The sequence below is a fragment of the Buttiauxella sp. JUb87 genome (assembly GCF_004361975.1).
In the GTDB taxonomy this organism is placed as follows: Bacteria; Pseudomonadota; Gammaproteobacteria; order Enterobacterales; family Enterobacteriaceae; genus Buttiauxella; species Buttiauxella ferragutiae.
On record NZ_SNVY01000006.1, the window covers coordinates 65,014 to 90,856 of the forward strand.

At 50.5% G+C, this 25,843-nt stretch carries 22 protein-coding genes and 1 pseudogene; 16 read left to right on the top strand and 7 right to left on the bottom strand.

What is annotated here, in order from left to right:
* Positions 1 to 11 precede the first annotated feature (11 nt).
* On the top strand, positions 12 to 1,565 hold the full coding sequence (locus EC843_RS18345) for a methyl-accepting chemotaxis protein (protein WP_064540573.1): 1,554 nt from the start codon (positions 12 to 14) through the stop codon (positions 1,563 to 1,565).
* Between the two features lie 105 nt (positions 1,566 to 1,670).
* On the opposite strand, the gene fbp is transcribed toward EC843_RS18345, so the two are convergent.
* Complete coding sequence (gene fbp / locus EC843_RS18350; protein ID WP_064540570.1) at positions 1,671 to 2,669, bottom strand: class 1 fructose-bisphosphatase; 999 nt, start codon at positions 2,667 to 2,669, stop codon at positions 1,671 to 1,673.
* 174 nt (positions 2,670 to 2,843) lie between these two features.
* On the opposite strand from fbp, the gene mpl reads away from it, so the two are divergent.
* Positions 2,844 to 4,214, top strand: coding sequence for a UDP-N-acetylmuramate:L-alanyl-gamma-D-glutamyl-meso-diaminopimelate ligase (mpl, locus tag EC843_RS18355; RefSeq protein WP_064540567.1), 1,371 nt, complete (start codon positions 2,844 to 2,846; stop codon positions 4,212 to 4,214).
* Between the two features lie 129 nt (positions 4,215 to 4,343).
* Here the strand turns inward: mpl and yjgA are convergent, their stop codons facing one another.
* Complete coding sequence (gene yjgA, locus EC843_RS18360; RefSeq protein WP_064540565.1) at positions 4,344 to 4,895, bottom strand: ribosome biogenesis factor YjgA; 552 nt, start codon at positions 4,893 to 4,895, stop codon at positions 4,344 to 4,346.
* A 99-nt stretch (positions 4,896 to 4,994) separates the two neighbouring features.
* Here yjgA and pmbA point away from each other — a divergent pair, with 99 nt between their 5' ends.
* From pmbA to EC843_RS18375, 3 genes are all read left to right on the top strand, one after another.
* A complete protein-coding gene (gene pmbA, locus EC843_RS18365) occupies positions 4,995 to 6,347 on the top strand; it encodes a metalloprotease PmbA (protein ID WP_133522807.1) in 1,353 nt (450 codons plus the stop codon).
* A 56-nt stretch (positions 6,348 to 6,403) separates the two neighbouring features.
* Entirely contained in the window at positions 6,404 to 6,790 is a 387-nt protein-coding gene (gene cybC, locus EC843_RS18370; RefSeq protein ID WP_064540559.1) for a cytochrome b562, read from the top strand.
* Between the two features lie 66 nt (positions 6,791 to 6,856).
* Positions 6,857 to 7,438: a hypothetical protein gene (locus tag EC843_RS18375; RefSeq protein WP_064540558.1), complete on the top strand. Its 582-nt coding sequence runs from the start codon at positions 6,857 to 6,859 to the stop codon at positions 7,436 to 7,438.
* A gap of 68 nt (positions 7,439 to 7,506) precedes the next feature.
* Here EC843_RS18375 and EC843_RS18380 read toward each other — a convergent pair whose 3' ends face one another.
* Positions 7,507 to 7,812: a type II toxin-antitoxin system YafQ family toxin gene (locus tag EC843_RS18380; protein ID WP_121814440.1), complete on the bottom strand. Its 306-nt coding sequence runs from the start codon at positions 7,810 to 7,812 to the stop codon at positions 7,507 to 7,509.
* Positions 7,754 to 8,071 (bottom strand): type II toxin-antitoxin system RelB/DinJ family antitoxin, encoded by a 318-nt coding sequence (locus EC843_RS18385; RefSeq protein ID WP_121814439.1) that lies wholly within the window; start codon positions 8,069 to 8,071, stop codon positions 7,754 to 7,756. Before EC843_RS18385 ends, EC843_RS18380 begins: the two co-directional genes overlap by 59 nt.
* A 454-nt stretch (positions 8,072 to 8,525) precedes the next feature.
* Here EC843_RS18385 and EC843_RS18390 point away from each other — a divergent pair, with 454 nt between their 5' ends.
* The 3 genes from EC843_RS18390 (at position 8,526) to EC843_RS18400 (ending at position 11,461) form a co-directional block, all read left to right on the top strand.
* Positions 8,526 to 9,539 (top strand): TRAP transporter substrate-binding protein, encoded by a 1,014-nt coding sequence (locus tag EC843_RS18390; RefSeq protein ID WP_064540549.1) that lies wholly within the window; start codon positions 8,526 to 8,528, stop codon positions 9,537 to 9,539.
* 68 nt (positions 9,540 to 9,607) lie between these two features.
* A complete protein-coding gene (locus EC843_RS18395) occupies positions 9,608 to 10,141 on the top strand; it encodes a TRAP transporter small permease (protein ID WP_121814438.1) in 534 nt (177 codons plus the stop codon).
* A gap of 12 nt (positions 10,142 to 10,153) precedes the next feature.
* A complete protein-coding gene (locus tag EC843_RS18400) occupies positions 10,154 to 11,461 on the top strand; it encodes a TRAP transporter large permease (RefSeq protein WP_064540546.1) in 1,308 nt (435 codons plus the stop codon).
* Positions 11,462 to 11,500: 39 nt separating this feature from the next.
* Here EC843_RS18400 and EC843_RS18405 read toward each other — a convergent pair whose 3' ends face one another.
* From EC843_RS18405 to EC843_RS18415, 3 genes and pseudogenes are all read right to left on the bottom strand, one after another.
* A complete protein-coding gene (locus tag EC843_RS18405) occupies positions 11,501 to 14,815 on the bottom strand; it encodes an autotransporter outer membrane beta-barrel domain-containing protein (RefSeq protein WP_133522808.1) in 3,315 nt (1,104 codons plus the stop codon).
* 847 nt (positions 14,816 to 15,662) lie between these two features.
* A complete protein-coding gene (locus tag EC843_RS18410; RefSeq protein ID WP_133522809.1) occupies positions 15,663 to 19,025 on the bottom strand; it encodes an autotransporter outer membrane beta-barrel domain-containing protein in 3,363 nt (1,120 codons plus the stop codon).
* A gap of 793 nt (positions 19,026 to 19,818) precedes the next feature.
* Positions 19,819 to 19,926: pseudogene (locus EC843_RS18415) on the bottom strand (type II toxin-antitoxin system mRNA interferase toxin, RelE/StbE family); the annotation flags it as partial.
* Positions 19,927 to 20,322: 396 nt separating this feature from the next.
* Between EC843_RS18415 and EC843_RS18420 the strand changes: the two are divergent.
* The 8 genes from EC843_RS18420 (at position 20,323) to EC843_RS18455 (ending at position 25,835) form a co-directional block, all read left to right on the top strand.
* Positions 20,323 to 20,640 carry a glycine dehydrogenase gene (locus tag EC843_RS18420; RefSeq protein WP_064540536.1) on the top strand — a complete coding sequence of 106 codons (318 nt, stop codon included), beginning with the start codon at positions 20,323 to 20,325 and terminating at the stop codon, positions 20,638 to 20,640.
* A 17-nt stretch (positions 20,641 to 20,657) separates the two neighbouring features.
* Positions 20,658 to 21,020 carry an SFCGS family glycine-rich protein gene (locus EC843_RS18425; RefSeq protein WP_064540533.1) on the top strand — a complete coding sequence of 121 codons (363 nt, stop codon included), beginning with the start codon at positions 20,658 to 20,660 and terminating at the stop codon, positions 21,018 to 21,020.
* Positions 21,021 to 21,022: 2 nt separating this feature from the next.
* The gene (locus EC843_RS18430; protein ID WP_064540530.1) at positions 21,023 to 21,319 is read left to right on the top strand and encodes a DUF4312 family protein; all 297 of its coding nucleotides are present in this window, start codon (positions 21,023 to 21,025) and stop codon (positions 21,317 to 21,319) included.
* A gap of 23 nt (positions 21,320 to 21,342) precedes the next feature.
* Positions 21,343 to 22,119 (top strand): DUF4311 domain-containing protein, encoded by a 777-nt coding sequence (locus tag EC843_RS18435; protein WP_064540527.1) that lies wholly within the window; start codon positions 21,343 to 21,345, stop codon positions 22,117 to 22,119.
* 10 nt (positions 22,120 to 22,129) lie between these two features.
* A complete protein-coding gene (locus tag EC843_RS18440) occupies positions 22,130 to 22,771 on the top strand; it encodes a DUF4310 family protein (protein ID WP_064540524.1) in 642 nt (213 codons plus the stop codon).
* A 91-nt stretch (positions 22,772 to 22,862) separates the two neighbouring features.
* The gene (locus EC843_RS18445; RefSeq protein ID WP_133522810.1) at positions 22,863 to 23,996 is read left to right on the top strand and encodes an amidohydrolase/deacetylase family metallohydrolase; all 1,134 of its coding nucleotides are present in this window, start codon (positions 22,863 to 22,865) and stop codon (positions 23,994 to 23,996) included.
* Complete coding sequence (locus EC843_RS18450; RefSeq protein ID WP_064540518.1) at positions 23,980 to 25,098, top strand: DgaE family pyridoxal phosphate-dependent ammonia lyase; 1,119 nt, start codon at positions 23,980 to 23,982, stop codon at positions 25,096 to 25,098. Before EC843_RS18445 ends, EC843_RS18450 begins: the two co-directional genes overlap by 17 nt.
* Positions 25,095 to 25,835, top strand: a complete 741-nt coding sequence (locus EC843_RS18455; protein ID WP_064540515.1) for a KDGP aldolase family protein — start codon at positions 25,095 to 25,097, stop codon at positions 25,833 to 25,835. The genes EC843_RS18450 and EC843_RS18455 overlap by 4 nt, the downstream gene beginning before the upstream one ends.
* Positions 25,836 to 25,843: the final 8 nt, after the last annotated feature.

Sequence of the window (25,843 nt, forward strand, 5' to 3'; positions counted from 1 at the left end):
GGGAAAAGAGCATGTTGAGAAATTTGTCTATTCGCACGGGGCTGCTGACGTTACTGGCAGTCATGACCTTCCTGTTGTTATTTGTCAGCGGCATGGGCATTTACGCGCTGCAACAAAGCTCGACTTCACTTCAGAAAATCAATCGCTTACAGGGCGAACAGATGGTGCGTTTGTCTGATGGCTATGTTTCTTTGCTACGGGCGCGTAATGGTGCAGGGCAGGCGGTCAGGCAGATGGAGATTGGTTTGCTGGAGGATGCGGCCAAATCTACAGATTACGTGGCCAGTGATGTCACTCAGGCGCAACAGCAGCTCAAAGAGTTTATCGACAGCGGCGTGAATGACGACGAGGGCAACCGTCTGGTGCAGAATTTATCGCAAAGTTATGCGGAATACCTCGCAAAAGGCATTAACCCAATGCTTGCCGCCCTTAGCAAACAAAGCCCTGATGATTACTACGACCTGCTGGAAAAGACGCTGATTCCGCTATCGCAAAAGTTTGATACTGACGTCGATATTTTCAAGCAGTGGGGCGAGGCGCGCGGCAACAGCGAAGTTGAAGCGGTGCAGTTGCACAAAAAAATTGTTCTGACGTTGATTATTATCGCGGCATTGCTCACCGCCGGGATTATCGTGCTGGTGTGGCTGGCGCTACGTCACTTACTGCTTAAACCGCTGAATCAGTCGATTGAGCAACTGGAGTTTGTCGCCAAAGGCGATTTGACCCAGCCGTTGCCGCCTGCGGGTAATAACGAATTTGGCCGTCTGGCCGCGGCAATTACCATCATGCGTGATTCGCTGATGGAATCGGTAAGCCGCGTGCGTGACGCCAGTTCGCAAATTGATACCGGCAGCCGCGAACTGGCGGCAGGCAACCAGAACCTGGCTCAGCGTACTGAATCGACCGCCACTTCTCTTGAGCAAACCGCTGCCAGCATGGAACAGATCACCGCGACGGTGAAACAGAACGCCGATAACGCCGGGCAAGCGCATAAACTCGCCAAAGACGTGTCCGATACCGCCGACCGTGGCAGCGAAATGGTGTGCTACGTGATTGAAAAAATGCGTGATATCTCCAGCAGTTCCGATCGTATTGCCGACATCCTTAGCGTTATCGACGGTATCGCCTTCCAGACCAATATCCTGGCGTTGAATGCCTCGGTTGAAGCGGCGCGAGCCGGTGAACAAGGGCGTGGCTTTGCGGTGGTGGCAGGCGAAGTTCGCACTCTGGCAAGCCGCAGCGCCGATGCAGCAAAAGAGATCCGCTCGTTGATTTCTGAGTCGCAAAATCATGTTGGCGAAGGCCGGGAACTGGCTCAACAAGCCGGTGAAACGATGGATGAAATTGCCGAAGAAGTGATGCGCATGACTCGCCTGGTAAGTGAAATCGCTAATGCGTCAAATGAGCAAAGTTATGGTATCGAACAGGTGAATATTGCGGTGAGTCAGATGGATGAAGCGGCACAGCAGAATGCGGCATTGGTTCAGGAGTCGACCGCGGCTACACGTTCACTGGAGGAGCAGTCGCAGCATTTGGTGGCGGCAATGGCGACGTTCAGGTGTTGATTCACGCGCCCTCACCCTAACCCTCTCCCCCGGGAGAGGGGATTGATCGGTGTTCTCCCTCTCCTGGGGGGAGAGGGCCGGGGTGAGGGGGTAAATTAAAACGAATTAAGCATCCGGATACTCACGAATAAAACGCTCAACATCATCAACCATATGCTCGTTACCGACAAAGAACGGGCGGCGTTGATGCAGGGTTTCAGGGATGATATCCAGAATTCGCTCTTTACCGTCGCTGGCTTTACCGCCGGCTTGTTCCGCAAGGAACGCCATCGGGTTACCTTCATACAGTAAACGCAATTTCCCTTGTGGGTGGCTTGCGGTACTTGGATACAAATAAATCCCGCCTTTCAGCAGGTTACGGTGGAAATCTGCCACCAGAGAACCAATGTAGCGTGAGGTATATGGGCGCTGCGTGTTGGCGTCTTCTTCCTGACAGAACTTAATGTATTTCTTCACGCCAGTTGGGAAGCGGATGTAGTTCCCTTCGTTGATGGAATAGGTGCTGCCAATTTCCGGGAAGCGCATACGTTCCTGGCACAGGCAGAACACGCCCAGTGAAGGATCGTAAGTGAAGGCGTGTACACCACAACCGGTGGTGTAAACCAACATGGTTGAGGAGCCGTAAACGACATAACCTGCCGCGACCTGGCGATTGCCTGGCTGAAGGAAATCAGCTTCGGTAACAGGTGTGCCGACTGGCGTGATACGGCGATAGATAGAGAAAATAGTCCCGACTGACACGTTGACGTCGATGTTAGATGAGCCGTCGAGTGGGTCCATCAGCACCACATATTTGGCATGTTCCGCGCCTTCGAAAACAACAATGTCATCTTCTTCTTCGGAAGCAACACCGGCCACAATCCCTCGGGCTTTCAATGCTGCTTTCAGTTTTTCGTTCGCGAACAGATCGAGTTTTTGCTGTACCTCGCCCTGGATATTTTCAGCTCCGCTGGCACCCAGAATATCCACCAGACCCGCTTTGTTGATATCGCGGTGGATAATTTTTGCGCCGAGCTTTATCGCCGACAGCAAGGCAGTCAGTTCACCGGTTGCGTGCGAGAACTCGTGCTGCTTTTCGACAATAAATTCACCTAACGTTTTCATAACCCTTTCCCTGCATCTGTCAGTTGAGTAAAACGATTGCAACAATCCTAACAAATATTCAAATAGTAGCGTACAGGTGAATCGCGCCAGCTAAATGCGGAATAACCTGAAATGCGATTTGCCACCATTCAACATGCGGTTAGAATGTGTGCCTAAGAATAAAAGGACAGTTTTATGCGCATTCATATTTTGGGTATTTGCGGCACGTTCATGGGTGGTCTGGCAATGCTGGCTCGCTCGCTCGGCCATGAAGTTACTGGCTCGGACGCTAATGTGTATCCGCCAATGAGCACTCTGCTACAAGAGCAGGGTATTGATTTAATCCAGGGTTACGACCCAAGCCAGCTCGACTCACAACCGGATTTGGTGATCATCGGCAACGCTATGACTCGCGGTAACCCGTGTGTTGAAGCGGTGCTGGAGAAAAGTATTCCTTACATGTCAGGCCCACAGTGGTTGCACGACTTTGTGCTGCGCGACCGTTGGGTGATTGCGGTGGCGGGGACGCACGGCAAAACGACGACGGCAGGCATGGCGACCTGGATTCTGGAGGCCTGCGGTTACAAGCCTGGTTTCGTCATCGGCGGCGTGCCGGGTAATTTTGATGTTTCTGCACGTTTGGGCGAAAGCTCATTCTTCGTGATTGAAGCAGATGAATACGACTGTGCGTTCTTCGATAAACGTTCCAAATTCGTGCATTACTGCCCGCGCACGTTGATCCTCAATAATCTTGAGTTCGATCACGCGGATATTTTTGACGATCTGAAAGCGATTCAGAAACAGTTCCACCACCTGGTGCGCATCGTTCCGGGGCAGGGGAAAATCATCTGGCCGGAAAACGACGCCAATATTAAGCAGACGCTGGCGATGGGTTGCTGGAGCGAGCAAGAGCTGGTGGGTGAGCAAGGCCACTGGCAGGCTAAGAAACTCAACCCTGATGCTTCCCATTGGGAAGTGTATCTGGATGGCGAGCGTGTCGGCGAAGTGCACTGGCAGTTGGTTGGCGAACACAATATGCATAATGGGCTGATGGCGATTGCCGCTGCGCGTCATGTTGGTGTTACACCTGCGGATGCCGCGAAAGCACTGGATAGTTTTGTGAACGCCCGTCGTCGCCTGGAATTGCGCGGTGAAGAAAACGGCGTAACGGTATACGACGATTTTGCTCACCATCCAACGGCGATTCTGGCAACGCTTGCGGCACTGCGCGGCAAAGTAGGCGGAACCGCACGTATTCTGGCGGTGCTTGAGCCACGTTCTAACACCATGAAAATGGGGCTGAGCAAAGACGATCTCGCGCCATCTTTAGGTCGTGCAGATGAAGTGTTCTTGCTTCAGCCTCCGCATATTCCATGGCAAGTGGTAGAAGTCGCGGAAGCCTGCATTCAACCCGCGCACTGGAGTGCGGATGTCGACACGCTGGTGGATATGGTGGTGAAAACCGCCCTGCCTGGCGATCATATTCTGGTGATGAGCAACGGCGGTTTTGGTGGTATCCACCAGAAATTGCTGGATGCGTTGGCGAAGAAAGCTGAAAACCAGTAATGGAAAAACCCGCAAATGCGGGTTTTTTTAAAGGCGGTAAAATTCATTCGTAGGTCGGATAAGCAACGCGCCATCCGACATTATTTGGTGGATGACGCTGCGCTTATCCACCCTACAAATTCTGATGTCCTAACCCTGGGCTTCAGCCAGTTCACGCAGATAAGAGAAAATCTGACGATAAGATTTTGGCGGTTTGTTAGTGGCCTTCTCTTTCTGGGCGTTGCGGATCAATACGCGCAGTTGCTGACGGTCAGCTTCCGGGTAAAGTCTTAACACTTCGGTCATCGCGTCATCACCTTCTTCAACCAGGCGGTCACGCAAAGCTTCCAGTTTGTGGAACAGGGCAACTTGCTGGTTGTGGCGGTTTTTCAGTTTATCGAGCGCTACGCGGATTGGGTCCATGTCGCGCGAACGCATCATTTTGCCAATTAACTGAACCTGACGGCGACGGCCTTCTTTTTTGATTTTCTGAGCCAAATCAATCGCGGCACGCAAATCTTCATCAAGAGGGATTTTGTCGAGCGCGTTCTTGCCCAACTCCATCAGTTCCATACCCAGGCGTTTTAATTCCTCGGCATCACGCTTAATTTCGCTTTTACTGACCCAGATAATCTCATCATCTTCGTCTTCATTTTCGTCATCTGGGACGTCGTCGAGCCAGTCATCGGGCTGCTTAGTCATATTAGGCTCCTTAAAAAAAGTGGCTAATTCTACCAGTAAAGCCTGTTCACTGCGAAATTGTTCTGTTCTGGGTTAGACTTAATTCACTCACCTTACATTATGGCAGTAGCGATGAAAGTAAACACGCAAGTAGCACAACAACGTCAGGTTCTGGAACAAGCGGTATCTCAGGCGCTGGAACTGGCTTCCGCTCAGTCCGATGGCGCAGAAGTTGCCGTCAGTAAAACCACTGGTATCAGCGTAAGCACCCGATACGGTGAGGTGGAAAACGTCGAATTTAATAGCGATGGTGCGTTAGGCATCACCGTTTATCATCAAAACCGTAAGGGCAGCGCCTCCACGACTGACTTAAGCCCGGATGCCGTTGCGCGTACCGTGCAGGCGGCTTTGGATATCGCCAGATACACCTCCCCGGACCCATTCGCCGGTGTGGCAGAAAAAGAATTACTGGCCTTTGAAGCGCCAGATTTAGACCTTTTCCACCCGACAGAAATGGACGCTGACCGCGCTATTGAGTTAGCCGCACGTGCTGAAAATGCTTCGCTGAACGTCGATAAGCGCATCAACAATACCGAAGGCGGGAGCTTTAACAGCCACTACGGCATCAAAGTTTTCGGCAACAGCCACGGTATGCTGCAAAGCTATTGCTCCACGCGCCACTCACTTTCCAGCTGCGTGATTGCTGAAGTGAACGGTGAGATGGAGCGTGATTACGCCTACACCATTGGCCGCGCGATGGAAGACCTGGATAGCCCTGAATCCGTGGGCATTGAATGTGCGCGCCGCACTTTAGCGCGCTTGTCTCCGCGTAAACTGTCTACTATGAAAGCTCCGGTGATGTTTGCAGCAGAAGCGGCGACAGGTTTGTTCGGTCACCTGGTAGGCGCGATTGCGGGTGGTTCGGTGTACCGCAAATCTACTTTCCTGCTGGATTCTTTGGGTAAACTAATCCTGCCGGAATGGTTGACCATTGAAGAGCATCCGCATCTGCTCAAAGGTCTGGCGTCTACGCCGTTCGATAGCGAAGGCGTACGTACCGAGCGCCGTGACATCATCAAGGACGGCATCCTGCAACAGTGGCTGCTGACCAACTATTCCGCACGCAAACTGGGCCTGAAAAGCACCGGCCATGCGGGTGGCATTCACAACTGGCGCATCGAAGGGCGCGGCCTGGACTTCGCAGGCATGCTCAAAGAAATGGGCACCGGTTTAGTGGTGACTGAATTGATGGGGCAAGGCGTGAGCGGTATCACTGGCGACTATTCACGCGGTGCGTCTGGTTTCTGGGTTGAGAATGGCGAAATTCAATATCCGGTGAGCGAAATCACTATCGCCGGAAACTTGAAAGATATGTGGCGTGAAATTGTCACAGTAGGTAGCGATATTGAGAAGCGCAGTAATATTCAATGTGGTTCAGTGCTGTTGCCGGAGATGAAAATCGCCGGTCAGTAAATTGGCAAAGGGTGCGACCTGCCGCACCCTTCTTATAATAAAGAGGTGATTGATTCATGCGAAAGCAACTGATTGCAATGTTGGCTGTATCGACCGTGTTATTTTCCGCAACGAGCATGGCGAAAGATGTGGGTGATGATATGGATATCATCGCGGAGAACTACAAAACCGTGTTGAAGACCGATAACGCGGCTGAGCTAAAAACCTCGCTCAACAATATGCGTACCGCAGCACTGGATGCGCAAAAAGGCACTCCCCCTAAACTTGAAAGCAAAGCCGCGGATAGCGCGGAGATGAAAGACTACCGCCACGGCCTGGATTTACTGGTCGGTCAAATCGATGGTGCGCTGAAACTGGCCAACGAAGGCAAAGTGAAAGAAGCACAAGCGGCGGCGGAAGAGTTTAAAACCACTCGTAATGCCTACCATAAAAAATACCGCTAAGCTGATACTGGTCCTTCCATTGAGGGCCTGAACATATCTGCATATCTTTATAAGGACATCTGATTTATGAAACCGATTCAAACGATTATTAAAAGTGCCGCTACCGTTTCGTTACTCGCGTTTAGCGTTTTTTCCGCCAATGCCCAAATTTTGCCAGTCGCGGGAGATTTCCAGGCCGATCATTTTTCTGCGAAAGTCGTTTCCGTTGATCAAAAAAACCATGTCGTGGTTTTAGAGGGAGAGAAGGGCAATAAAGTCTCATTCAACGTGCCAGAAGAAACCGGTACGCTGGCTAATCTGAAAGCGGGTGATGTTGTCGACACCACCGTGACACGCTCTGTTGCCGTCGCTTTTGATACCAATGTTGATAAAGCCGCGCCAACCGCTTCATCCACCAAAGGGATGGAGAAAGCCACCGAAGCAAGCCCAGAGCACGAAGCTTTCCGTCAGGTTAACGTTCAGCTTAAAATCAAACATATCGATCTGAAAAACAACACCGTGACCTTCGTCGGCCCTAAAGGGCAGGAGAAAGTGATTACTGTTGAAGACCCAGAAGTTCAGGCGCGTTTGAAAGAGATGAAAGTGAACCAAAGTGTCCGTGTGACCTACACCGACTCGATTAAAATCACTGCTCAGCAGGCTAAATAACCCGCCATGCGTTGAACCCCTCTTTCTGATTTTGGGGAGAGGGGAAATAACAGCAGCTTGCTAATCACTCATTCAAACAGTTCGGCATGGGTGCCTAAATCAGAAAAGGCAACAGTTCTGCTGGCTTCATCAACGTAATACACCAGTAAATAATCACCCCCAATATGCAGTTCTCTGTACCCGCTATATTCCCCCGTTAGAGCATGGTCGAAGTAATAAGCCGGTAAAGGATTACGTGAAGCAATAAGCCACATTGCCGCTGAAACAGCGTTCATGTCATGGCGGCCAGCTTTGTTGTAACGCTCCCAGGCTTTGCTAAATGATTTTGTGTGTTTTGTCTGATACGGCAGCTTCACCCGTTTGTTGTTGGCCATTATTCAGTGCGTCCATTTGCTCGTTTACATCGGAAAATCCACTTTTGCCGTTTTGAAGGATCTCTTGCGTTTCGCGCATGGCCTGAATCAGGCGAGGACTGGGTTTACGATTAATGTCGAATGGCAGGCCTTCATTAATCACCACTTGTTCGACAAAAAGCCGCAGTGCGGTGCTCATTGTCAGACCACAACTTTCGAGGATTTCGGTGGCTTTTTGTTTTGTCTGGCTGTCGATGCGAGTACGAATGACTGAGTCCATTATTGCCTCCTTTGTTTGAGTAGCTTCATTGTAGCTACAATTCGGACTTATTCAACTACGGCAAAGTCATCACCTGAAACCGTTCGCCTCAAACAGTCGTAACCATTTTACAAACTTTCCTCCCTCCGCCCACCGTCATAACTTCACTCTGCCGCATGTCTCGCAATCACCATTTTTCATTGATTGCCTGAATGCCTCCCCCTTAAAAGTTTCCGATAAAGGGTCCTGAAACCACATTTTCTTCACTGGTTCATAACCCATTTGTTGTTTTTTGACACAAAGACTGTGTGTTTTTTGATCTTCAGGCGGCGTGGTTTTGAGATCTTAATTACAAAATGAATCGAAATTTCTTTTTGAGTGAAATAATGTTTCATTTTATCGGCTTTCAGTGAGTAAATACTTCCGAATCGAATTAGTTCCACATCGAAACTATGGATATTAGGGAGTCTTAGGGATGCTGCATTTGAAACATGTTTTGCCAAAAATTTCGCTAGTTGCTACCGCTGTCGCGGCCACGATTTTGCTGAGCGGATGTGGCGATGACGCTGCCCCAACAGGCACCGTAACGCTGAAAACTGCGTTCAACCAATCCGAAAATAACCCACAATACAAAGCATTAGTCTCTTTCAGCGAAAAGCTGGAATCTGAAACTAAAGGCCGTTACAAACTCGAAATCCACCCGAATGAACTGTTAGGCGACCAGCGTGCATCACTGGAACTGGTGCAGTCCGGTGCAATTCAGTTGGCCGTAGTGGCGAACCCACTGGTCGAAAACTTCAATAAAAACTTCTCTGTTCTGGCGATGCCATACGTCTACGACAACCCTGAACACCAGCGCAAAGTGTTTACTTCTGGTGTGCTCGACAGCCTGTTTGCTTCCACCAAAGGAACCGGCTTTGAAGTGGTCACCGCGTATACCGCGGGCGCACGTAGCGTTTATACCAAAGGTGCCGCAGTCACCAGCCCGGCCGATATGAAGGGCAAGAAAATCCGTGTGATGCAGTCTGACACGATGATCAAAATGCTGAGCTGCATGGGCGGCACAGGCGTACCAATGGGGCAGGGTGAAGTGTACTCCGCCATCCAACAGGGCGTGCTGGACGGTGCTGAGAACAACGAAATTACTTACGCTGACCTCAAACAATACGAAGTGGCACCTTACTTCTCAAACACGCGTCACGTGATGGTGGCTGACTTGTTAGTGGCTAACGAAAGCTTCCTCGCCAAAATGGATGAAGCCGACCGCGAACTGTTCCGCAAATTAGCCAAAGAGAGCACCGTGACTCAATTTGAGCTGTGGGATAAAGCCCTTGATGGCGCGCGTCAAACTGCAAAAGATAAGGGTGCAACCTTTACCGAAGTGGATATCAAGCCTTTCCAGGAAAGCTGCAAGCCACTGCAATCTGCGATGTTAACCACGCCTGAACAAAAAGCGTTGTACGAAAAAATTCGTGAGCTGGCCAAGTAATTACCCATCCTGAAGTCGCTTGAGTAGAGAAGTTTAGGGGGATGTTTTCATCCCCCTTGGAGATTAAAATGAAAGTTGCTCAACCCGCCCCCGTGTCCACATCTGGTTTTTATTCGCAGCTGACGCGAGTAAAACAGGCCGTTGATAAAGTTGCGTCCTCACTGTGTATTCTGATTGTCGGTTTAATGACCTTGCTGGTGACCTGGCAGGTGGCCTCCCGTTATTTATTTAATAGCCCGAGTGCGGTTAGCGAAGTGCTGGCGCGTTATTTGTTTATCTGGCTGGTACTGATTGGTGGGGCTTATGTTTTTGGCCTGCGCGAGCATATGGCGATTACTTTTATGCGCGACAAAATGCCGCGTAAATTCCGCCTTTCGCTGGAAATATTGGGTGAGCTTGCCACTTCTGTATTTGCATTGCTGGTGCTGACTATTGGTGGGTATATCGGTATGAACCGCCAGATGGCACAGCTTGATTCCGCCTTACAAATTCCTATCGGCATTATCTACATTGCGATCCCGCTAAGCGGCGCATTGACGCTGTTCTATTGCCTGTATAACCAATATGGGCTGTTCAGAAAGTTCTCTTCGAAACAAGATTGATTAGGTGTCGACATGGATATTGCGATTGTTGTTGCGCTAGTAATGTTTAGCGGTGTGTTAATTTTGCTGATGGCGGGTGCGCCAATTAGTATCAGTATCGGCATTTCTTCTTTTGCAGCGATGTTACTTATTCTGCCGTTCGATGGTGCGATATTAACTTCTGCTCAGCGTGTTTTTGTTGGTCTCGACTCCTTTGCCTTATTAGCCATTCCTTTCTTTATATTGGCGGGGAATTTAATGAACAATGGCGGGATAGCCATTCGTTTAATTAACTGCGCAAAAATGGTCAGTAATTTCCTGCCTGGCCCTCTGGCACAAACCAACGTGGTCGCCAACATGCTGTTTGGTTCCATCAGCGGTTCTGGCGTGGCCTCGGCGGCGGCAGTGGGCGGCATCATGTCGCCGATTCAGAAAAAAGAGAACTACGATCCCGCGTTTAGTGCCGCGGTGAATATCGCTTCTGCACCAACCGGTATGCTGATCCCGCCAAGCAACTCACTGATTGTTTACGCAACGGTTGCGGGTAGCGTATCAATTTCTGCGCTGTTTATGGCCGGTTACGTGCCGGGTATTCTCTGGGGCTTAGGCGTGATGATTGTCGCCGGGATAATCGCTAAACGTCGCGGTTATGTGGCTGACCGTTCAGCTGACAAAGGCCAGACGCTGCGTATTCTGTTTGATGCGATTCCAAGCCTGATGATGATTGTTGTGGTGATCGGCGGCATTCTGGGCGGCGTATTTACCGCGACTGAAGCGTCGGCAATTGCGGTGGTTTATTCGCTGGTGCTCGGCATTATTTATCGCAACATCAAACTGGACGATTTGCCGCAGATATTCCTCGCGACCGCGAAAATGACCGCGATTGTTATTTTCATGCTGGCGGCGTCTTCTATCATGTCGTGGGTGATGGCGTTTACCAAAATCCCTGCGCTGATTGCTTCCGGCCTGCTTTCTGCGACTGACAGCTTTGTTGTTATTCTGCTGATTATGAATGTGGTATTGCTGCTGGTGGGTACCTTTATGGACCCAACGCCTGCGGTATTAATCTTCACCCCAATCTTCCTGCCAATCTGCATGCAGTTTGGGATGGACCCGGTGCAGTTCGGTATCATGATGGTGTTTAACTTGTCGCTCGGCACGATTACACCACCGGTAGGGCCAATCTTATTTACCGGCTGTAAAGTCGGGGATATTAAGATTGAGCGCGTGATTAAACCGTTGCTGCCGTTCTTCGCGGTGATTGCGATTGTTCTGATGATGGTGACGTATTTACCGGCTATCTCTATGGCGCTGCCACAGAGTATGGGTCTGGTAAAATAATAAAAAAATGAGCGGGGGAAACCCCGCTCAAAATTTAATTTAGAAGCTGTACTTCACCCCAACCATAGCGGCGGCGTCGTTATAGCCTTTATCGCCGACCTGAACGCCGACATTACCCCACAGATTCAGATTGTTATTCAGCTGGCCCTCAACACCGGTTTTAATTTCCCCGATATCGCGTGCGCCACTCTGATAAACGCTCTCGCCATCCATGCGGGTGCCGAAGTCCTGAGTGTTATGGATCCAGTTAACTTCCACAAACGGCTGGAAGGTGCGGTTTTTACCGTCATCCACTTTGCTGTGGCCTTTCAGGTAAGTGCGCACACCCAGACGAGTCTGGATATTGTCGTCACCTTCACCGTTGATGCGTGTGCCGTTACTTTCACGGTGGTCGTCTGCCTTAACACCCATCCAGATAGCCTGTGCCTGAGGCTGGATATACCACTCATTCAGCGAACCCTGGCTGCCGGTGTACTCGCCCAGTTTGTGGGTGTAACCCAGCTCAATGGAAGCGGTGATACCGCTTGATTTGTAGGACTCGCCCTGAATATCCTGGCCTTTCACATCGTTGTTGAACCAGCCGTACTGCGCCCAGCTATCCACATAAGTACCCTGATGTGTTTCGTCATTTTCATACCAGGTGGCGTAAAGCCCGGCGCTGTAACCATCCACAGAACCTTTGGAATGATAACCGGTAACACTGGAGTGGCTGTTGCTGCTGTTGTTGCCGTAACCGCCCATCGCCCCAAGGTGCAGACGTTGCAGGCCGTCGTTGCTCCACTGCGCCAGATCGCCGCCCAGTTGCACGACATAACGGTTGCTTTGGGTTTTGAGCTGACCGCTGCTGTCTCTCCAGTTGTTATGCCCGCCAACCTGACGTAACCACAGGCTGGTGACTTTCTGCTCGCCGGTCAGCGCATCGGTATATTGAGTTTCCCCTAAACGGTCATGCAGTCGGGTCACAAACATGGTGTTAGCTGCCGCCAGGTTAGCGGTATAGCTGGCTGATTCCGGGCGAACAGTCGGTGTGCCTTGCTGACCTGATTCTGACGGCGTTGGTGTTGGCGTTGGTGCTGACCGGTCAGGTGAAGTCAGTGGCGGTTGTGCTGGTGGCACACCCGGCGCAGGCTCGGTTGGCGGTGTGGTATCCAGACTTGTCAGATACCAGTTAGCGCCTTTTTTCACCAGGCTGTAATCATACGCGCCGGCAACAATACGCCCTGATTTGGTGAAGGTACCGTCAGACTGGCCTTTGACATCAACAACTTCGATGCCTTCAACCGTCTTCGCTCCGTGCCCACCGACATTGTTGATCTGCATAAAGGTGTTGCCGCTGGTATTACCGTTGACCAGCAGTTTGTCGGTTACGGAAGCGTCATCACCCAGTACGGTGTTCATCACCAGAGTACCGTCCTGGCCATTCCAGTTATTGGCGGTCAGGGTGTGCCCGCTGGTCATTGGCGAGGTCGTTGGCGCGGCATAACGGATAGTCCCAGCGAGGTTAACGTCGTCGACTACCGAATCCGCTGTCATATCCCAGCTACTGGATTTATCGATGTTGACGTCGGTTGGGTCAATCCAGCCGGTCAGATTTGCACCGTTACGCAGAGAAAGCGCAGTGTTGTCTTTGGCGATGATATTACTGACTAGCTGTGCGCCGCCGTTGCTGCCATCAAGCACCAACTCGCCGCCATCGATATGGGTGTCACCTGTCCAGCCTGTTTTACCGGTCAGCGTCAGGGAACCGTCACCGGTTTTGGTCAGGCTGCCTTTTGAGGTGCCATCGACAATGTCACCGGCGTAGGTGGAATTGTCCGCGGTCGTCGCGTTATGGGTTGTCAGCGTTGCGCCGTTAAGCTGAACCTGGCCACCGGTTCCGCCAAGGCGATTCACCAGTTGGTTATTGCCGTTCAGATCAAGCACACCGCCATTGACGTTGACTTCATTGCTGGTAGCAATGCTATTAACTACATCAGTACGCAGAGAGCCTGCATTGACGATAGTTTTGCCGGTGTAGGTATTTTGGGCGGTTAAAATGGTGGTGCCAGCACCTTGTTGAGTCATCGATCCGGTGCCGGAAATCACACCAGACAGTGTGGTTTCCGCTGGGTTATTGATGACAAATTCGCTGTTGTTGAGGACATCACCAACCAGTGACCCCACCGTAGTGCCATTACCCAGTTGCAGAGTGCCGCCGCTGATGGTGGTGCCACCGGTGTAGGTATTCGCGCCAGTCAGCACGGTTGTGCCGTTTAAGTTGGTCACTGAGCCATTGCCTGACACGACCGGTGAGAACAGGTAATTTCCTGAAGTGTCAGAATGATTAAACACCAGCGCATTGTTGGCATTGCGCAAATCAATTGTTGGTGTTTCCAGTGTGCCTGGCGCAGTCGCTGTTGAACCTTCCTTCGCACCGACGTAGATCTTACTTCCGTCGCCAGCCACGTTGATGCCGCCTTCGGCAACCATTTTACCTTGGTTTTCAACAATCAACGTGCCCGTGCTTTGTGTCACACTGGCATCGGTAGATGTAAAACCAATCGAGAGTGTGTTGTTTGTTCCGACGTTCCATGTTGAGCCAGGGCCGCTTATGGAAGCGGTACCGAAAGATCCGCTCCCTGAGGCAATTTCCCCGCCATCGCTGTTCAATGAACCATCAGCCGAGATATTTAACGTACCCACACCGCTGGCTCCCACGCGCATTGGGCCATCGGTAACCGTCCAGTTTGAACCGCTGCCGCTGATGTTCACTGTACCGTTAGAGTCAGCGTTGTAACCAATAGAAGTCCCGGAGGTGGAAGTGATTTTACCTCCGTTAGTAATGTTTACTGTCCCTGTGCCACTGGTTCCGACGGTGATCCCGGAACCTGAGTCGGCAGTCGCAAATATATGGGAATTGGCACCATCGACATTAACGACACCTGTACCCCCTCTGTTTTGCCCGACATTAATAAACATGGTGTACATTTTGCCACCATTATTAATATTCAGTGTACCTACGCCTCCGCCACCTACTGCGGTGGTTCCGCGGCCTGACGGGGCATTGGCGGAAGTCACACTATCGTACCAGGTGCCACCATTGACCGTTACTGTTCCGCTATCACCTCTGCTATAGCCGAGGACGGAACCAGTATCACCGCCCGTGTCTTGCCCTGCGACAACTGTCTCGCCTTGTTTAATCAGCAGAGAACCTGTACCGCTTTCGCCTACATATAATGCATCCGGATTTGCCGGAAGGTCGGCAACAGTTTTCGTGCCATTGACGGTGACTGCGTGTGCTGCGGTGCTACACAGCGAAGCAACAATAATTAAACCCAGCCCTTCGCGGGATACTGCTTTATAAATATATTTCATACGTATGTTGTCTCAGGAATTATGGTTCTTACGATCGTGATATAAAGGTTGTTATTGTCTGTTATTTATTGGCTGCAATAAACTCTCTGCATGGTTGTGATGAAATGGGTTTTATTGATTTGCTTAGATGTGATTTATCTACTTTAGATACGGTTGTTATTCTGTAATGTATCATTTTTAAAAATGTGGCGGAATATAAATCGCCTTACTAATAATAAGTGTGAAGGTTAATATTTTTATATTGGCATAAGAAAATAGGTTAAGTTTTGATCGCTTTCAATGATCTTATGTGAATAGGTTTACATCAGAATTTAGTTTTGTTTTTTGATGGGGGTTTTTGTTTAACATGTTGAAATTAATGTATTTTTATTTTGATAAGTTAAGTGAGGGGATAACTATGCAACTTAATAAATCTTAAGTTTAAAAGGTGTGTCTGATAATAATTAATTTGATAAATATTACGCTCCCATTATGGCCAAATGGTTGACGTAATAGGTAGCAGGATTTAACTGTGCGTGAGTAATGAGCAGCATAATAAAAAATATGATGAGAAATGCATTTTCTATAAACATTTTGTGGTGGGCAGCATTCTATATACATCGTGAACGCTCATGATCTTCCTATGTTGTTTTCTCTATTAATAACCATGTGTTTGTAGTGGTTTTGATTTGGCGAAATAAAACCTATTAGTGAGATAGTTAAAATCTATTAATGTCATTTTTTATTTTGTCGAATAAATGGGGGGTATTTTAATAAGGTGGATGTCGCTTACGCTAATCCACCTGAGGAATGATGGTTTTGTAGGTCGGGGCAGGCATAGCCGACACCCGACCAAACAAGCCCCAATTTAGAAGCTGTACTTCACCCCAACCATTGCGGCGGCGTCGTTATAGCCTTTATCGCCAACCTGAACGCCGACATTACCCCACAGATTCAGATTGTTATTCAGCTGCCCCTCAACACCGGTTTTAATTTCCCCGATATCGCGTGCGCCACTCTGATAAACGCTCTCGCCATCCATGCGGGTGCCGAAGTCCTGAGTGTTATGGATCCAGTTAACTTCCACAAACGGCTGGAAGGTGCGGTTTTTACCGTCATCCACTTTGCTGTGGCCTTTCAGGTAAGTGCGCACACCCAGACGAGTCTGGATATTGTCGTCACCTTCACCGTTGACGCGCGTACCGTTACTTTCACGGTGGTCGTCTGCCTTAACACCCATCCAGATAGCCTGTGCCTGAGGCTGGATATACCACTCATTCAGCGAACCCTGGCTGCCAGTGTATTCACCCAGCTTATGGGTATAACCCAACTCGATGGAAGCGGTGATGCCGCTTGATTTGTAGGACTCGCCCTGAATATCCTGGCCTTTCACATCGTTGTTGAACCAGCCGTACTGCGCCCAGCTATCCACATAAGTACCCTGATGTGTTTCGTCATTTTCATACCAGGTGGCGTAAAGCCCGGCGCTGTAACCATTCACAGAACCTTTGGAATGATAGCCGGTGACTTTGGAGTGAGTATTACTGCTGTTGTTGCCGTAACCCGCCATTGCCCCAAGGTGCAGACGTTGCAGGCCGTCGTTGCTCCACTGCGCCAGATCGCCGCCCAGTTGCACGACGTAACGGTTGCTCTGGGTGTTGAGCTGACCGCTGCTGTCTTTCCAGTTGTTATGCCCGCCAACCTGACGTAACCACAGGCTGGTGACTTTCTGCTCGCCGGTCAGCGCATCGGTATATTGAGTTTCCCCTAAACGGTCATGCAGTCGGGTCACAAACATGGTGTTAGCTGCCGCCAGGTTAGCGGTATAGCTGGCTGATTCCGGGCGAACAGTCGGTGTGCCTTGCTGCCCTGATTCTGGCGTCGTAGGTTTTGACGGCTCAAGTGGGAGGATTGGCAGTTTTGCTGGTGGCTCAATTGGCACAACAGGTTCTTCCGGGTCGACGGGATCGACCGGAGGCAGGGTAGGTTCAATTGGCTCAATCGGTACGATTGGCTGTTTTTCCCCCTTGCTGGTCAGATACCAGTTAGCGCCTTTCTGCACCAGGTCGTAGTCATACGCTCCGGCGACAATACGCCCTGATTTGGTGAAGGTACCGTCAGACAGGCCTTTGACATCAACAACCTCAATGCCTTCGACCGTTTTCGCACCGTGACCACCGACGTTGTTGATCTGCATAAAGGTGTTGCCGCTGGTATCGCCGTTGACCAGCAGTTTGTCGGTCACGGAAGCGTCGTCACCCAAAACGGTGTTCATCACCAGAGTACCGTCCTGGCCGTGCCAGTTATTGGCCGTCAGGGTGTGTCCGCTGGTCATTGGTGAGGTCGTTGGCGCGGCATAACGGATAGTCCCGGCGAGGTTAACATCGTCGACTACGGAATCCGCAGTCATATCCCAGCTACTGGATTTATCGATGTTGACGTCGGTTGGGTCAATCCAGCCAGTCAGATTTGCACCGTTACGCAAAGACAGCGCAGTGTTGTCTTTGGCGATGATATTACTGACTAGCTGTGCGCCGCCGTTGCTGCCATCAAGCACCAACTCGCCGCCATCGATATGGGTGTCGCCTGTCCAGCCTGTTTTACCGGTCAGCGTCAGAGAACCGTCACCGGTTTTAGTCAGGCTGCCTTCGGAAGTGCCATCGACAATATTGCCCGCGTAGCGGGAATCATCTGCGCTTGTCGCATTGTTGACGGTCAGTGTCGCGCCATTCAACTGAACTTCACCGCCGGTGCCACCAAGGCGATTCACCAGTTGGTTGTTACCGTTCAGATCAAACACGCCGCCATTGATATTCACTTCATTGCTGGTGGCAATACTGTCAACTTCATCTGTACGCAGCGCGCCTGCATTGACGATGGTTTTGCCGGTGTAGCTATTTTGGGCGGTTAAAATGGTGGTGCCATCGCCCTGTTGAGTCATCGAACCTGTGCCTGAAATCACACCAGACAGTGTGGTTTCCGCTGGGTTATTGATGACAAATTCGCTGTTGTTGACGACATTACCGACGATGGAGCCAGCCGTGCTGCCATCGCCTAATTGCAGAGTGCCACCGCTGATGGTGGTGCCGCCGGTGTAGGTATTCGCGCCAGTCAGTACGGTTGTGCCGTTTAAGTTGGTGACCGTCCCCTTGCCTGAAACTTTCGGCGAGAACAGGTAGTTTCCTGAGGTATCTGAGTGGTTAAACACCAGCGCATTACTTGCATTGAGTAAATCAATTTTTGGTGTTTCCAGTGTGCCTGGAGCAGTCGCAGCAGACCCTTCTTCAGCACCGATGTAAATAGTGCTGCCATCACCCGCCACGTTGATGCCATTTCCAGCCACCACGCGGCCTTGATTTGCAACAACCAACGTTCCGGTACTTTCGGCTTCAGTGCCATCTTTGGAGCTAAAACCAATGGAAAGTGTGCGATTCGCGCCGAGATCCCAGCTTGAACCTGCGCCACTGATGGTTGCAATGCCCGTCGATCCGGATGCTGCGGCAATGGCCCCACCATTACTGTTGATGGTGCCACCATCGGTAACGTTTAAGGTGCCGGTTCCGCTGCCACCCACACTTAATCCGCCGCTGGTAATCGTGAGGTTTGAACCTTTTCCGCTGACGTTCACGGTACCGTTAGCCTTCTTACCATGGCCAACGGAGGATGATGAGTTGGAGGTCACTTTCCCACCGTTGGTGATGTTTAACGTCCCGGTGCCGTTGGTTCCGACGGTGATCCCCGAGCTTGAATCCGCAGTGACAAATAAATGGGAATCGGCACCATCGACATTAACGACACCGTTACCACTGCCGTTTTGCCCGATATTAATAAACATGGCGTACATATTGCCGCCGTTTTTAATATTCAGCGTGCCATCTCCGCTGCCGCCAACAGTGGTTGTTCCTTTGCCCGATGGGTCATTAGAGGAGGTGACACTGTCGTACCAGGTGCCGCCATCGACATCCACCGTCCCGCTGTCGCCATTATCGTAGCCCAGTACTGAACCAGTGATTCCACCAGACGTCTGCCCGGCGACAACAGTCTCACCTTGTTTGATAATCAGCGAGCCTGTTCCGTTCCTACCGACATATAAGGCGTCCGGATTTTCAGGAAGGTCAGCAAAGGTATCGTCTTTATTGATCATTAAAGCGTGAGCAGTAGTCGTACACAGCGAGGCTGCGATAAATAAGCCCAGCCCTTCGCGGGATACCGCTTTATAAATATATTTCATGCGTTTATTATCTCGGAATCTATTATTAATACTCTAATAGATTGGGATTCATTCCCATGTTTCTGGTTGCAATAAATACAATTTCTGGCTATATAAAAACGAGCGAAAGCCAGCATGTGAAGACGCTGTTTGCTTGGTTTTTATACAACTCGTTACCCGTTAATGTATCATTACAGGTAGAGCGGTGGGAATTGAGCACCATTATTATTAATTTGAGTTAAGTGTAATTATTCAAGTTTCCCGAGAAGCCAAGAGAAATCATTAGCTATTACGGTCTGAATTTTTTGGCCATTTCATATAAAGTAACGACATTATTTTTTAATGGTTATTATTGTTTAAATTATTGATTTTAAATGTATTTTATTTGTTTTTGAATGATGGGTTATTGAAGGGTAATCATTAAGTGGTGCTGTTAATACTCAAGCGGTTATCCTGATGTAAAATCTAGCGTCTGTTGATTTGACTTAAGTATTCTGTGGAAATGTTTATTTACATGAGGGGGGGGTATTTCTCTGGAATTGTTGAATGAGAATCTTCTCACTATCTGTATTGAATGTTTATTCTTGTTTTTACTTTATATATCAGACTTGGAAAGCAATAGTTTTATTGTGGGATAATGCTTTGGTGAAAACAAATTTGATCATGAAATAGACAAAAACGATTAATATCGTTGTTTTTTTGATCAGGTAAACCATAATCGATTATTTAATATTGAAGAATAGATTCTTATTTACCCTCTCGCTGTAACATCGCTGCGTTGTGATTGTTCTGATGATGGTGTCCCAATCGTGATTCAGAGAACCCATTTTACAGCTTCTGAATAAACGTCTGAACGTTCTCTTTTCCCAACTGAAACGACAAAGACAACGACCTTTTCATCAATGACCAGGTAGACGAGGCGATTCGTCTGCTGACCTGAGTCTAATTATTAACATAATTTAATGTAATGTAAGCAAGGTACGATTCTGCCACTAACCCAACACTCAATCTCAATCACTCCCCAAAACAAAACCCACCCATAAGCCTTTCCAATAATTAACCGAAAACATCCCACACATCACAAATTTGCTCAAAAACTATCACTGCCACCAATAGATTCACCCTCACTAATCCGTGACTGAAATCACAATAACCCAGCGAATTATCGCGAATCGGGCACTTTTTGTGGCGCGTATCACTAATGCGGCTGCGATTTCCGTTTCGAAGTGGAAAACAACTCGCTACAAACCTTTAACCTCTGCCGATACCTTAAAAGCCTAACAGCGAAGAGGTACGCAGTGTGAAGAACGGAGCGGTAATGGTTAATGAAGCCGGGAGTACCGAGCAAACGCAGCTTACGGAACGGGTGCTGGCGTTTATCGATACGCTGCTAAAGAACAGAAACATCACACCGAACGCGGTGCAAGTTCAGATGTTGACGTCCCACGTTCGTGCCATGGCACATCGGTCACTGACCGGTGAGCCGCTACCAGAAGTCGAAGAGAGCCTGTTTGATGAAATCTCTGAAGATTCTCTGGTGATGGCAAAAGAGGTAGTGGAACAGTTTGGCAATCTGCCGGTTGAAGAGGCGTGGTTGCTGTCAGTGCATTTCGAAGTCGCGAAAGACAATCTTTGAATAATCAGGAGATAACGATGGAACAAATTACCGTAGTAATTGGCGACCGCCTGGGTAAAGGCCAAAAAGTGGCAGCAGGCATCGAAAAAGCGGGTGGCCGCGCCGTGGTTATTGCAGGCGTTGCCGCTGATATGAAACTGGGTGACGTGATGAAAGCGGAGAACGCCACATTCGGCATCTCCTTCTGCGGCAGTGGCGGTGCAGGTGCCATCACGGCACAAACCAAACACGGCTACAAAGCCAAGTACGGTATGCGCTCAGTGGAAGAGGGCGTCACCGCCATCAACGAAGGTAACAACGTGCTGGGCTTCGGCTTTATGGATAAAGAAGAGCTGGGCGAGCGCCTGGTTCAGGCCTGGGCCAAGAAGTACGGTAAGTGAGTATGAAAGAACACTTCTCCGAAAAGGTGAGAGTGAAAGGGCGCGGCGACACTAAAGCCAAAGCCTTTGCTGACGCCCTGAATCATGTTCAGGGCTCGGTGATGAAATCTTCTCCCCATATTTTGCTGCGCATTGAGCCACAAGATGTGCAGGTTGTTCAGGCGCGAGTCCAGGTGAAGAAAGAGGCCTTTTTGTTCTTCTTTCTCAAGCGCGAGAAACAATTGTTCAGCGTGGAGTTGGATGTTTCGGTCAATGTGACAGCCATTAATATGGACAAAGTAGACTTCATCCCCCAATAAAATCACACAGAAAGGACAGACTGATGTTCTTAATTATATTAATAAAATCGCTGATCATCGGCGGCCTGGTTGGCGTAGGTGTTGGCGCTGGGGCGGCACGTATGTTCCATGCGCCGACCACTCAAGGGATGGGCGCATTTCGTACGCTCGGTGAACTAAACTCTTGTGAGGGTGATCCGGCTTCACACTTCTCTTTTGGTCTGGGCTTCTTCTTTAACGCCTGGGCATCTTCCGTTGCTGCGGGTGCTTTCACGCAGGATGTTGACCACCGCATTATCCCTAACTGGGGTGCGGCCGCGTTAATGCTGAAAAACCGTAACGTTGCCCAAACCCTGCACGACCCGAAAAAGATGGCTTTCGCTTGCGGCATCATCGGCATGATTGTGGTCGCTTTCCTTAACTCCACAGCCTCTGCGGTTCCTGCGGCATTGCAGGTGACGGCGGTAAAAGTGCTGGTTCCGGCGGCTAACTTGCTGGTTAACACCGTGATGCCGGTCATTTTCTGGCTGGCAGCGATTGATGCCGGTAAGAAATCGGGCTTCTGGGCGACGATTTTCGGCGGCTGTGCGCAACTGATTATGGGCAACGCCGTACCAGGCCTGGTGCTGGGCATCTTGATTGGTAAAGGTGTTGAAGAGAGCGGCTGGAACCACGTCACCAAAGTGATGATGGTGGCGATTGTTGCGCTGTTTGTGCTGAGCGGTTTCTTCCGTGGCTTCGATATGAAAATGATCGAATCCTTCCATCTGACCGTGCCGAACTGGCTCGATCTGATTCACAACTCGCTGAGCGGAAAATAAGGAAGCTGTGATGGAAGAAAATAAAGGTTTTTGGTACGCCGACTGGTCTTTCCCGATTTTTGTTGGCCTGCTTTCTTCCGGCGTGTTCGCCGGGACACACATGTACTACCTGTACGGTATCGGCGCATTTAACGAAGTGGCGTTTGTTTCCATGCTGCGCGCCGGGATTGATACCGGCGTATATGGCGCGGTGGCGGCGTTCGGTGCCAGCTTCCTGTTTGCGCGCATTATTGAAGGTTCGCTGGTCGGTATTCTGGATATCGGCGGCGCGATTCAAACCGGTGTCGGGCTGGGTGTGCCAGCTCTGTTGCTGGGCGCGGGGATTGTCTTCCCGGTAGCCAACTTTGCCGCATCACTGGTGACGGGGCTGGCGATTGGCGTGGCGATTGGTTATGTGATTATTCTGGCGCGTAAATTCACCATCAACCAAAGCAATTCCACCTACGGCGCAGACGTGATGATGGGCGCGGGTAATGCCTCCGGTCGCTTCCTGGGGCCGTTGATTATCCTCAGTGCGATGACCGCATCTATTCCAATCGGTATCGGTTCGCTGGTGGGTTCTCTGCTGTTTTACCTGTGGAACAAGCCGATCACCGGTGGTGCAATTTTGGGTGCGATGCTTCTGGGGGCGTTCTTCCCGATTGCTTTGTAGCCCAGTGGTGGATGACGCTGCGCTTATCCACCCTACAACATCATTCGTAGGGCGGATAAGCAACGCGCCATCCGCCAGTAAGGAGAAAACCATGTTCGATTTAATCCTGCGCAATGCGTGTCTGGTGGACGATACGGTTATCGACATCGCGTTGAAGGATGGAAAAATTGCCGCGCTGGGTGAGTTCAGCGGCGAGGCAAAGGAAGAACGCCAGCTCAACGGCGAGTATTACGTCAGCGCAGGCTGGATTGATTCTCACGTTCACTGCTACCAAAAATCCCCGATTTATCACGACGAACCCGACAGCATCGGCATCAACACTGGCGTGACAACCGTGGTGGATGCCGGAAGTACTGGCGCTGACGATGTTGACGAGTTTTACGCGTTAACGCGCAAGGCGGTGACAGAGGTTTACGCGATACTGAACATCTCCCGCGTTGGGTTGATTGCGCAAAACGAACTGTCAGACATGGCGAATATCGACAAAGCTGCGGTGCGTGATGCGCTACAGCGCCATGAGGGTTTTATCGTCGGCATTAAAGCGCGTATGAGCAGCAGCGTGGTGGGGGCCAACGGCATTAAACCACTGCAACGTGCCAAAGAAATCCAGCGTGAAAACGGTGATCTGCCGCTGATGGTGCACATTGGCAACAACCCGCCGGATCTCGATGAAATCACCGATTTACTGACCACGGGCGATATCATCACCCATTGCTACAATGGTAAACCTAACCGCATTCTGACGCCAGCAGGCGAATTACGCGCCTCGATTGCCAGTGCGATTGCGCGCGGCGTGCGTCTGGATGTCGGCCACGGCACCGCGAGTTTCAGCTTTGAAGTGGCGAAAATCGCCATCAGCAAAGGGATTTTGCCACATACCATCAGCTCCGATATTTACTGCCGCAACCGCATCAATGGCCCGGTACATAGCCTGGCGGTAGTGATGTCTAAATTCCTCTCGATAGGCATGTCGCTGCCACAAGTGATTGATTGTGTTACCTCTCATGCCGCCGATGGCCTGCGCCTGGCAAATAAAGGGCGTTTGACGGTTGGCCTCGATGGTGATCTGACTATCTTTGCCAAACGCCGCCAGCCGACAGTATTTACCGATTCCGAAGATCAGACGCTCGCAGGTGAGCAGTTGCTGGTCGCATTGGCCGTCGTTCGCGCCGGTCAGTGGTTTACAACCGAACAAGGGGAAGAAGAACATGTCTTCGATTTATGAAAAATACAATCTAAAACAAGTGATTAACGCATCTGGCCGTATGACGGCGCTCGGTGTTTCTACCCCGCGTGCGGAAGTGGTCGATGCGGTCACTAATGGTATGAATCATTATTTTGAGATGAAAGACCTGGTGAACAAAACCGGGGACTACATCGCAAATCTGCTGGAGGTGGAAGGGGCGACGGTTGTCTCTTGTGCCTCGGCGGGAATCGCACTGTCCGTAGCGGCGGTACTGGTGAAAGACAACGCCTGGCTGATTGAAAACCTGCACGCTGCACCACTAGAGAACAACGAGATCGTGCTGCCAAAGGGCCACAATGTGAACTTCGGCGCACCGGTTGGCACCATGGTCAATCTCGGTGGTGGCAAAGTTGTGGAAGCGGGTTACGCCAACGAATGTTCGGCCGATCAACTCGCTGCGGCGATTTCCCCGCGCACCGCTGCCATTCTGTATATCAAATCGCACCACTCAGTGCAGAAAAGCATGCTCAGTGTGGAGCAAGCCGCTGTGGTAGCCCGCAAACATAACTTACCACTGATTGTTGATGCGGCTGCCGAAGAAGATTTGCAGTGCTACTACCGTGCGGGTGCGGATCTGGTGATTTATAGCGGTGCCAAAGCCATTGAAGGGCCAACCAGCGGGCTGGTGATTGGCAAGGCGCAATATGTTGAGTGGGTGAAACTGCAAACCGGCGGCATTGGTCGTGCCATGAAAGTGGGCAAAGAAGGCATCCTCGGTTTGACCTGCGCCATTGAACACTATTTAACGGCGGCTAAAGAGAGCGGGGCGCAAATGGTGGAAAAAATGTCGCCATTTATCGACAACCTCAACACCCTTGATGGCATCAGCGCGCGCGTGGTGTGGGACGCCGCTGGCCGTGATATTGCGCGTACGGAAATCAAGTTCGACGAAGCGGTGATTGGTACCAGCACCAGTGAACTGGTGAGTGCGCTTAAGCAAGGCGAGTATGCGATTTTCTTCCGTGGCTACAAAGCCAACGAAGGCATTATTGAAGCTGATGTACGCAGCGTTAGCCCGCAGCAGTTAGAAATTGTTTATCACTGCATTAAAGCGTTGGTCAGCAAGGAGAAACAGGCATGAAATTAGCCCCGAATTTTTACCGTGATCGTGTTTGCCTGAATGTGCTGGCGGGTTCGAAAGAGAACGCTAAAGAGATTTATGACGCGGCAGAAGGCCACGTCTTAGTCGGGGTACTTTCCAAAAACTATCCCGATATTGCTAGTGCCGTTGCGGACATGCGTGAGTATGCGGCATTGATTGAAAATGCACTGTCTGTTGGCCTTGGCGCGGGCGATCCGAACCAGTCGGCGATGGTCAGTGAAATCTCCCGTCAGGTACAACCGCAGCACGTAAACCAGGTGTTTACCGGGGTTGGCACTTCTCGTGCGCTGCTTGGGCAAAGCGAAAGCGTGGTCAATGGCCTGGTTTCGCCAACCGGCACGGTTGGCATGGTGAAAATCTCCACCGGCCCGCTGAGTTCGGGCGCACCGGACGGCATTGTGCCTGTCGAAACCGCGATTAAATTGCTGAAAGATATGGGCGGCAGCTCAATCAAATATTTCCCAATGGGTGGTCTGGAATGCCGCGAGGAGTTTGTAGCGGTTGCTGCTGCTTGTGCGAAGCATGATTTCTGGCTCGAACCAACCGGCGGTATTGATCTCGAAAACTACGAGGAGATCCTCAAGATCGCGCTGGACGCGGGTGTCCGCAAAATCATTCCGCATATTTACAGCTCGATTATTGATAAAGCGAGCGGCAATACGCGTCCGCAAGATGTGCGTACCTTGCTGGAGATGACGAAGAAGTTGGTTGGCTAACACCACCC

Excerpts from the sequence above, each read along its gene's own strand:
- EC843_RS18345 (WP_064540573.1), top strand. The coding sequence starts at position 12 with ATGTTGAGAAATTTGTCTATTCGCACGGGGCTGCTGACGTTACTGGCA.
- fbp (WP_064540570.1), bottom strand. The coding sequence starts at position 2,669 with ATGAAAACGTTAGGTGAATTTATTGTCGAAAAGCAGCACGAGTTCTCG.
- mpl (WP_064540567.1), top strand. The coding sequence starts at position 2,844 with ATGCGCATTCATATTTTGGGTATTTGCGGCACGTTCATGGGTGGTCTG.
- yjgA (WP_064540565.1), bottom strand. The coding sequence starts at position 4,895 with ATGACTAAGCAGCCCGATGACTGGCTCGACGACGTCCCAGATGACGAA.
- pmbA (WP_133522807.1), top strand. The coding sequence starts at position 4,995 with ATGGCAGTAGCGATGAAAGTAAACACGCAAGTAGCACAACAACGTCAG.
- cybC (WP_064540559.1), top strand. The coding sequence starts at position 6,404 with ATGCGAAAGCAACTGATTGCAATGTTGGCTGTATCGACCGTGTTATTT.
- EC843_RS18375 (WP_064540558.1), top strand. The coding sequence starts at position 6,857 with ATGAAACCGATTCAAACGATTATTAAAAGTGCCGCTACCGTTTCGTTA.
- EC843_RS18380 (WP_121814440.1), bottom strand. The coding sequence starts at position 7,812 with ATGGCCAACAACAAACGGGTGAAGCTGCCGTATCAGACAAAACACACA.
- EC843_RS18385 (WP_121814439.1), bottom strand. The coding sequence starts at position 8,071 with ATGGACTCAGTCATTCGTACTCGCATCGACAGCCAGACAAAACAAAAA.
- EC843_RS18390 (WP_064540549.1), top strand. The coding sequence starts at position 8,526 with ATGCTGCATTTGAAACATGTTTTGCCAAAAATTTCGCTAGTTGCTACC.
- EC843_RS18395 (WP_121814438.1), top strand. The coding sequence starts at position 9,608 with ATGAAAGTTGCTCAACCCGCCCCCGTGTCCACATCTGGTTTTTATTCG.
- EC843_RS18400 (WP_064540546.1), top strand. The coding sequence starts at position 10,154 with ATGGATATTGCGATTGTTGTTGCGCTAGTAATGTTTAGCGGTGTGTTA.
- EC843_RS18405 (WP_133522808.1), bottom strand. The coding sequence starts at position 14,815 with ATGAAATATATTTATAAAGCAGTATCCCGCGAAGGGCTGGGTTTAATT.
- EC843_RS18410 (WP_133522809.1), bottom strand. The coding sequence starts at position 19,025 with ATGAAATATATTTATAAAGCGGTATCCCGCGAAGGGCTGGGCTTATTT.
- EC843_RS18420 (WP_064540536.1), top strand. The coding sequence starts at position 20,323 with ATGGTTAATGAAGCCGGGAGTACCGAGCAAACGCAGCTTACGGAACGG.
- EC843_RS18425 (WP_064540533.1), top strand. The coding sequence starts at position 20,658 with ATGGAACAAATTACCGTAGTAATTGGCGACCGCCTGGGTAAAGGCCAA.
- EC843_RS18430 (WP_064540530.1), top strand. The coding sequence starts at position 21,023 with ATGAAAGAACACTTCTCCGAAAAGGTGAGAGTGAAAGGGCGCGGCGAC.
- EC843_RS18435 (WP_064540527.1), top strand. The coding sequence starts at position 21,343 with ATGTTCTTAATTATATTAATAAAATCGCTGATCATCGGCGGCCTGGTT.
- EC843_RS18440 (WP_064540524.1), top strand. The coding sequence starts at position 22,130 with ATGGAAGAAAATAAAGGTTTTTGGTACGCCGACTGGTCTTTCCCGATT.
- EC843_RS18445 (WP_133522810.1), top strand. The coding sequence starts at position 22,863 with ATGTTCGATTTAATCCTGCGCAATGCGTGTCTGGTGGACGATACGGTT.
- EC843_RS18450 (WP_064540518.1), top strand. The coding sequence starts at position 23,980 with ATGTCTTCGATTTATGAAAAATACAATCTAAAACAAGTGATTAACGCA.
- EC843_RS18455 (WP_064540515.1), top strand. The coding sequence starts at position 25,095 with ATGAAATTAGCCCCGAATTTTTACCGTGATCGTGTTTGCCTGAATGTG.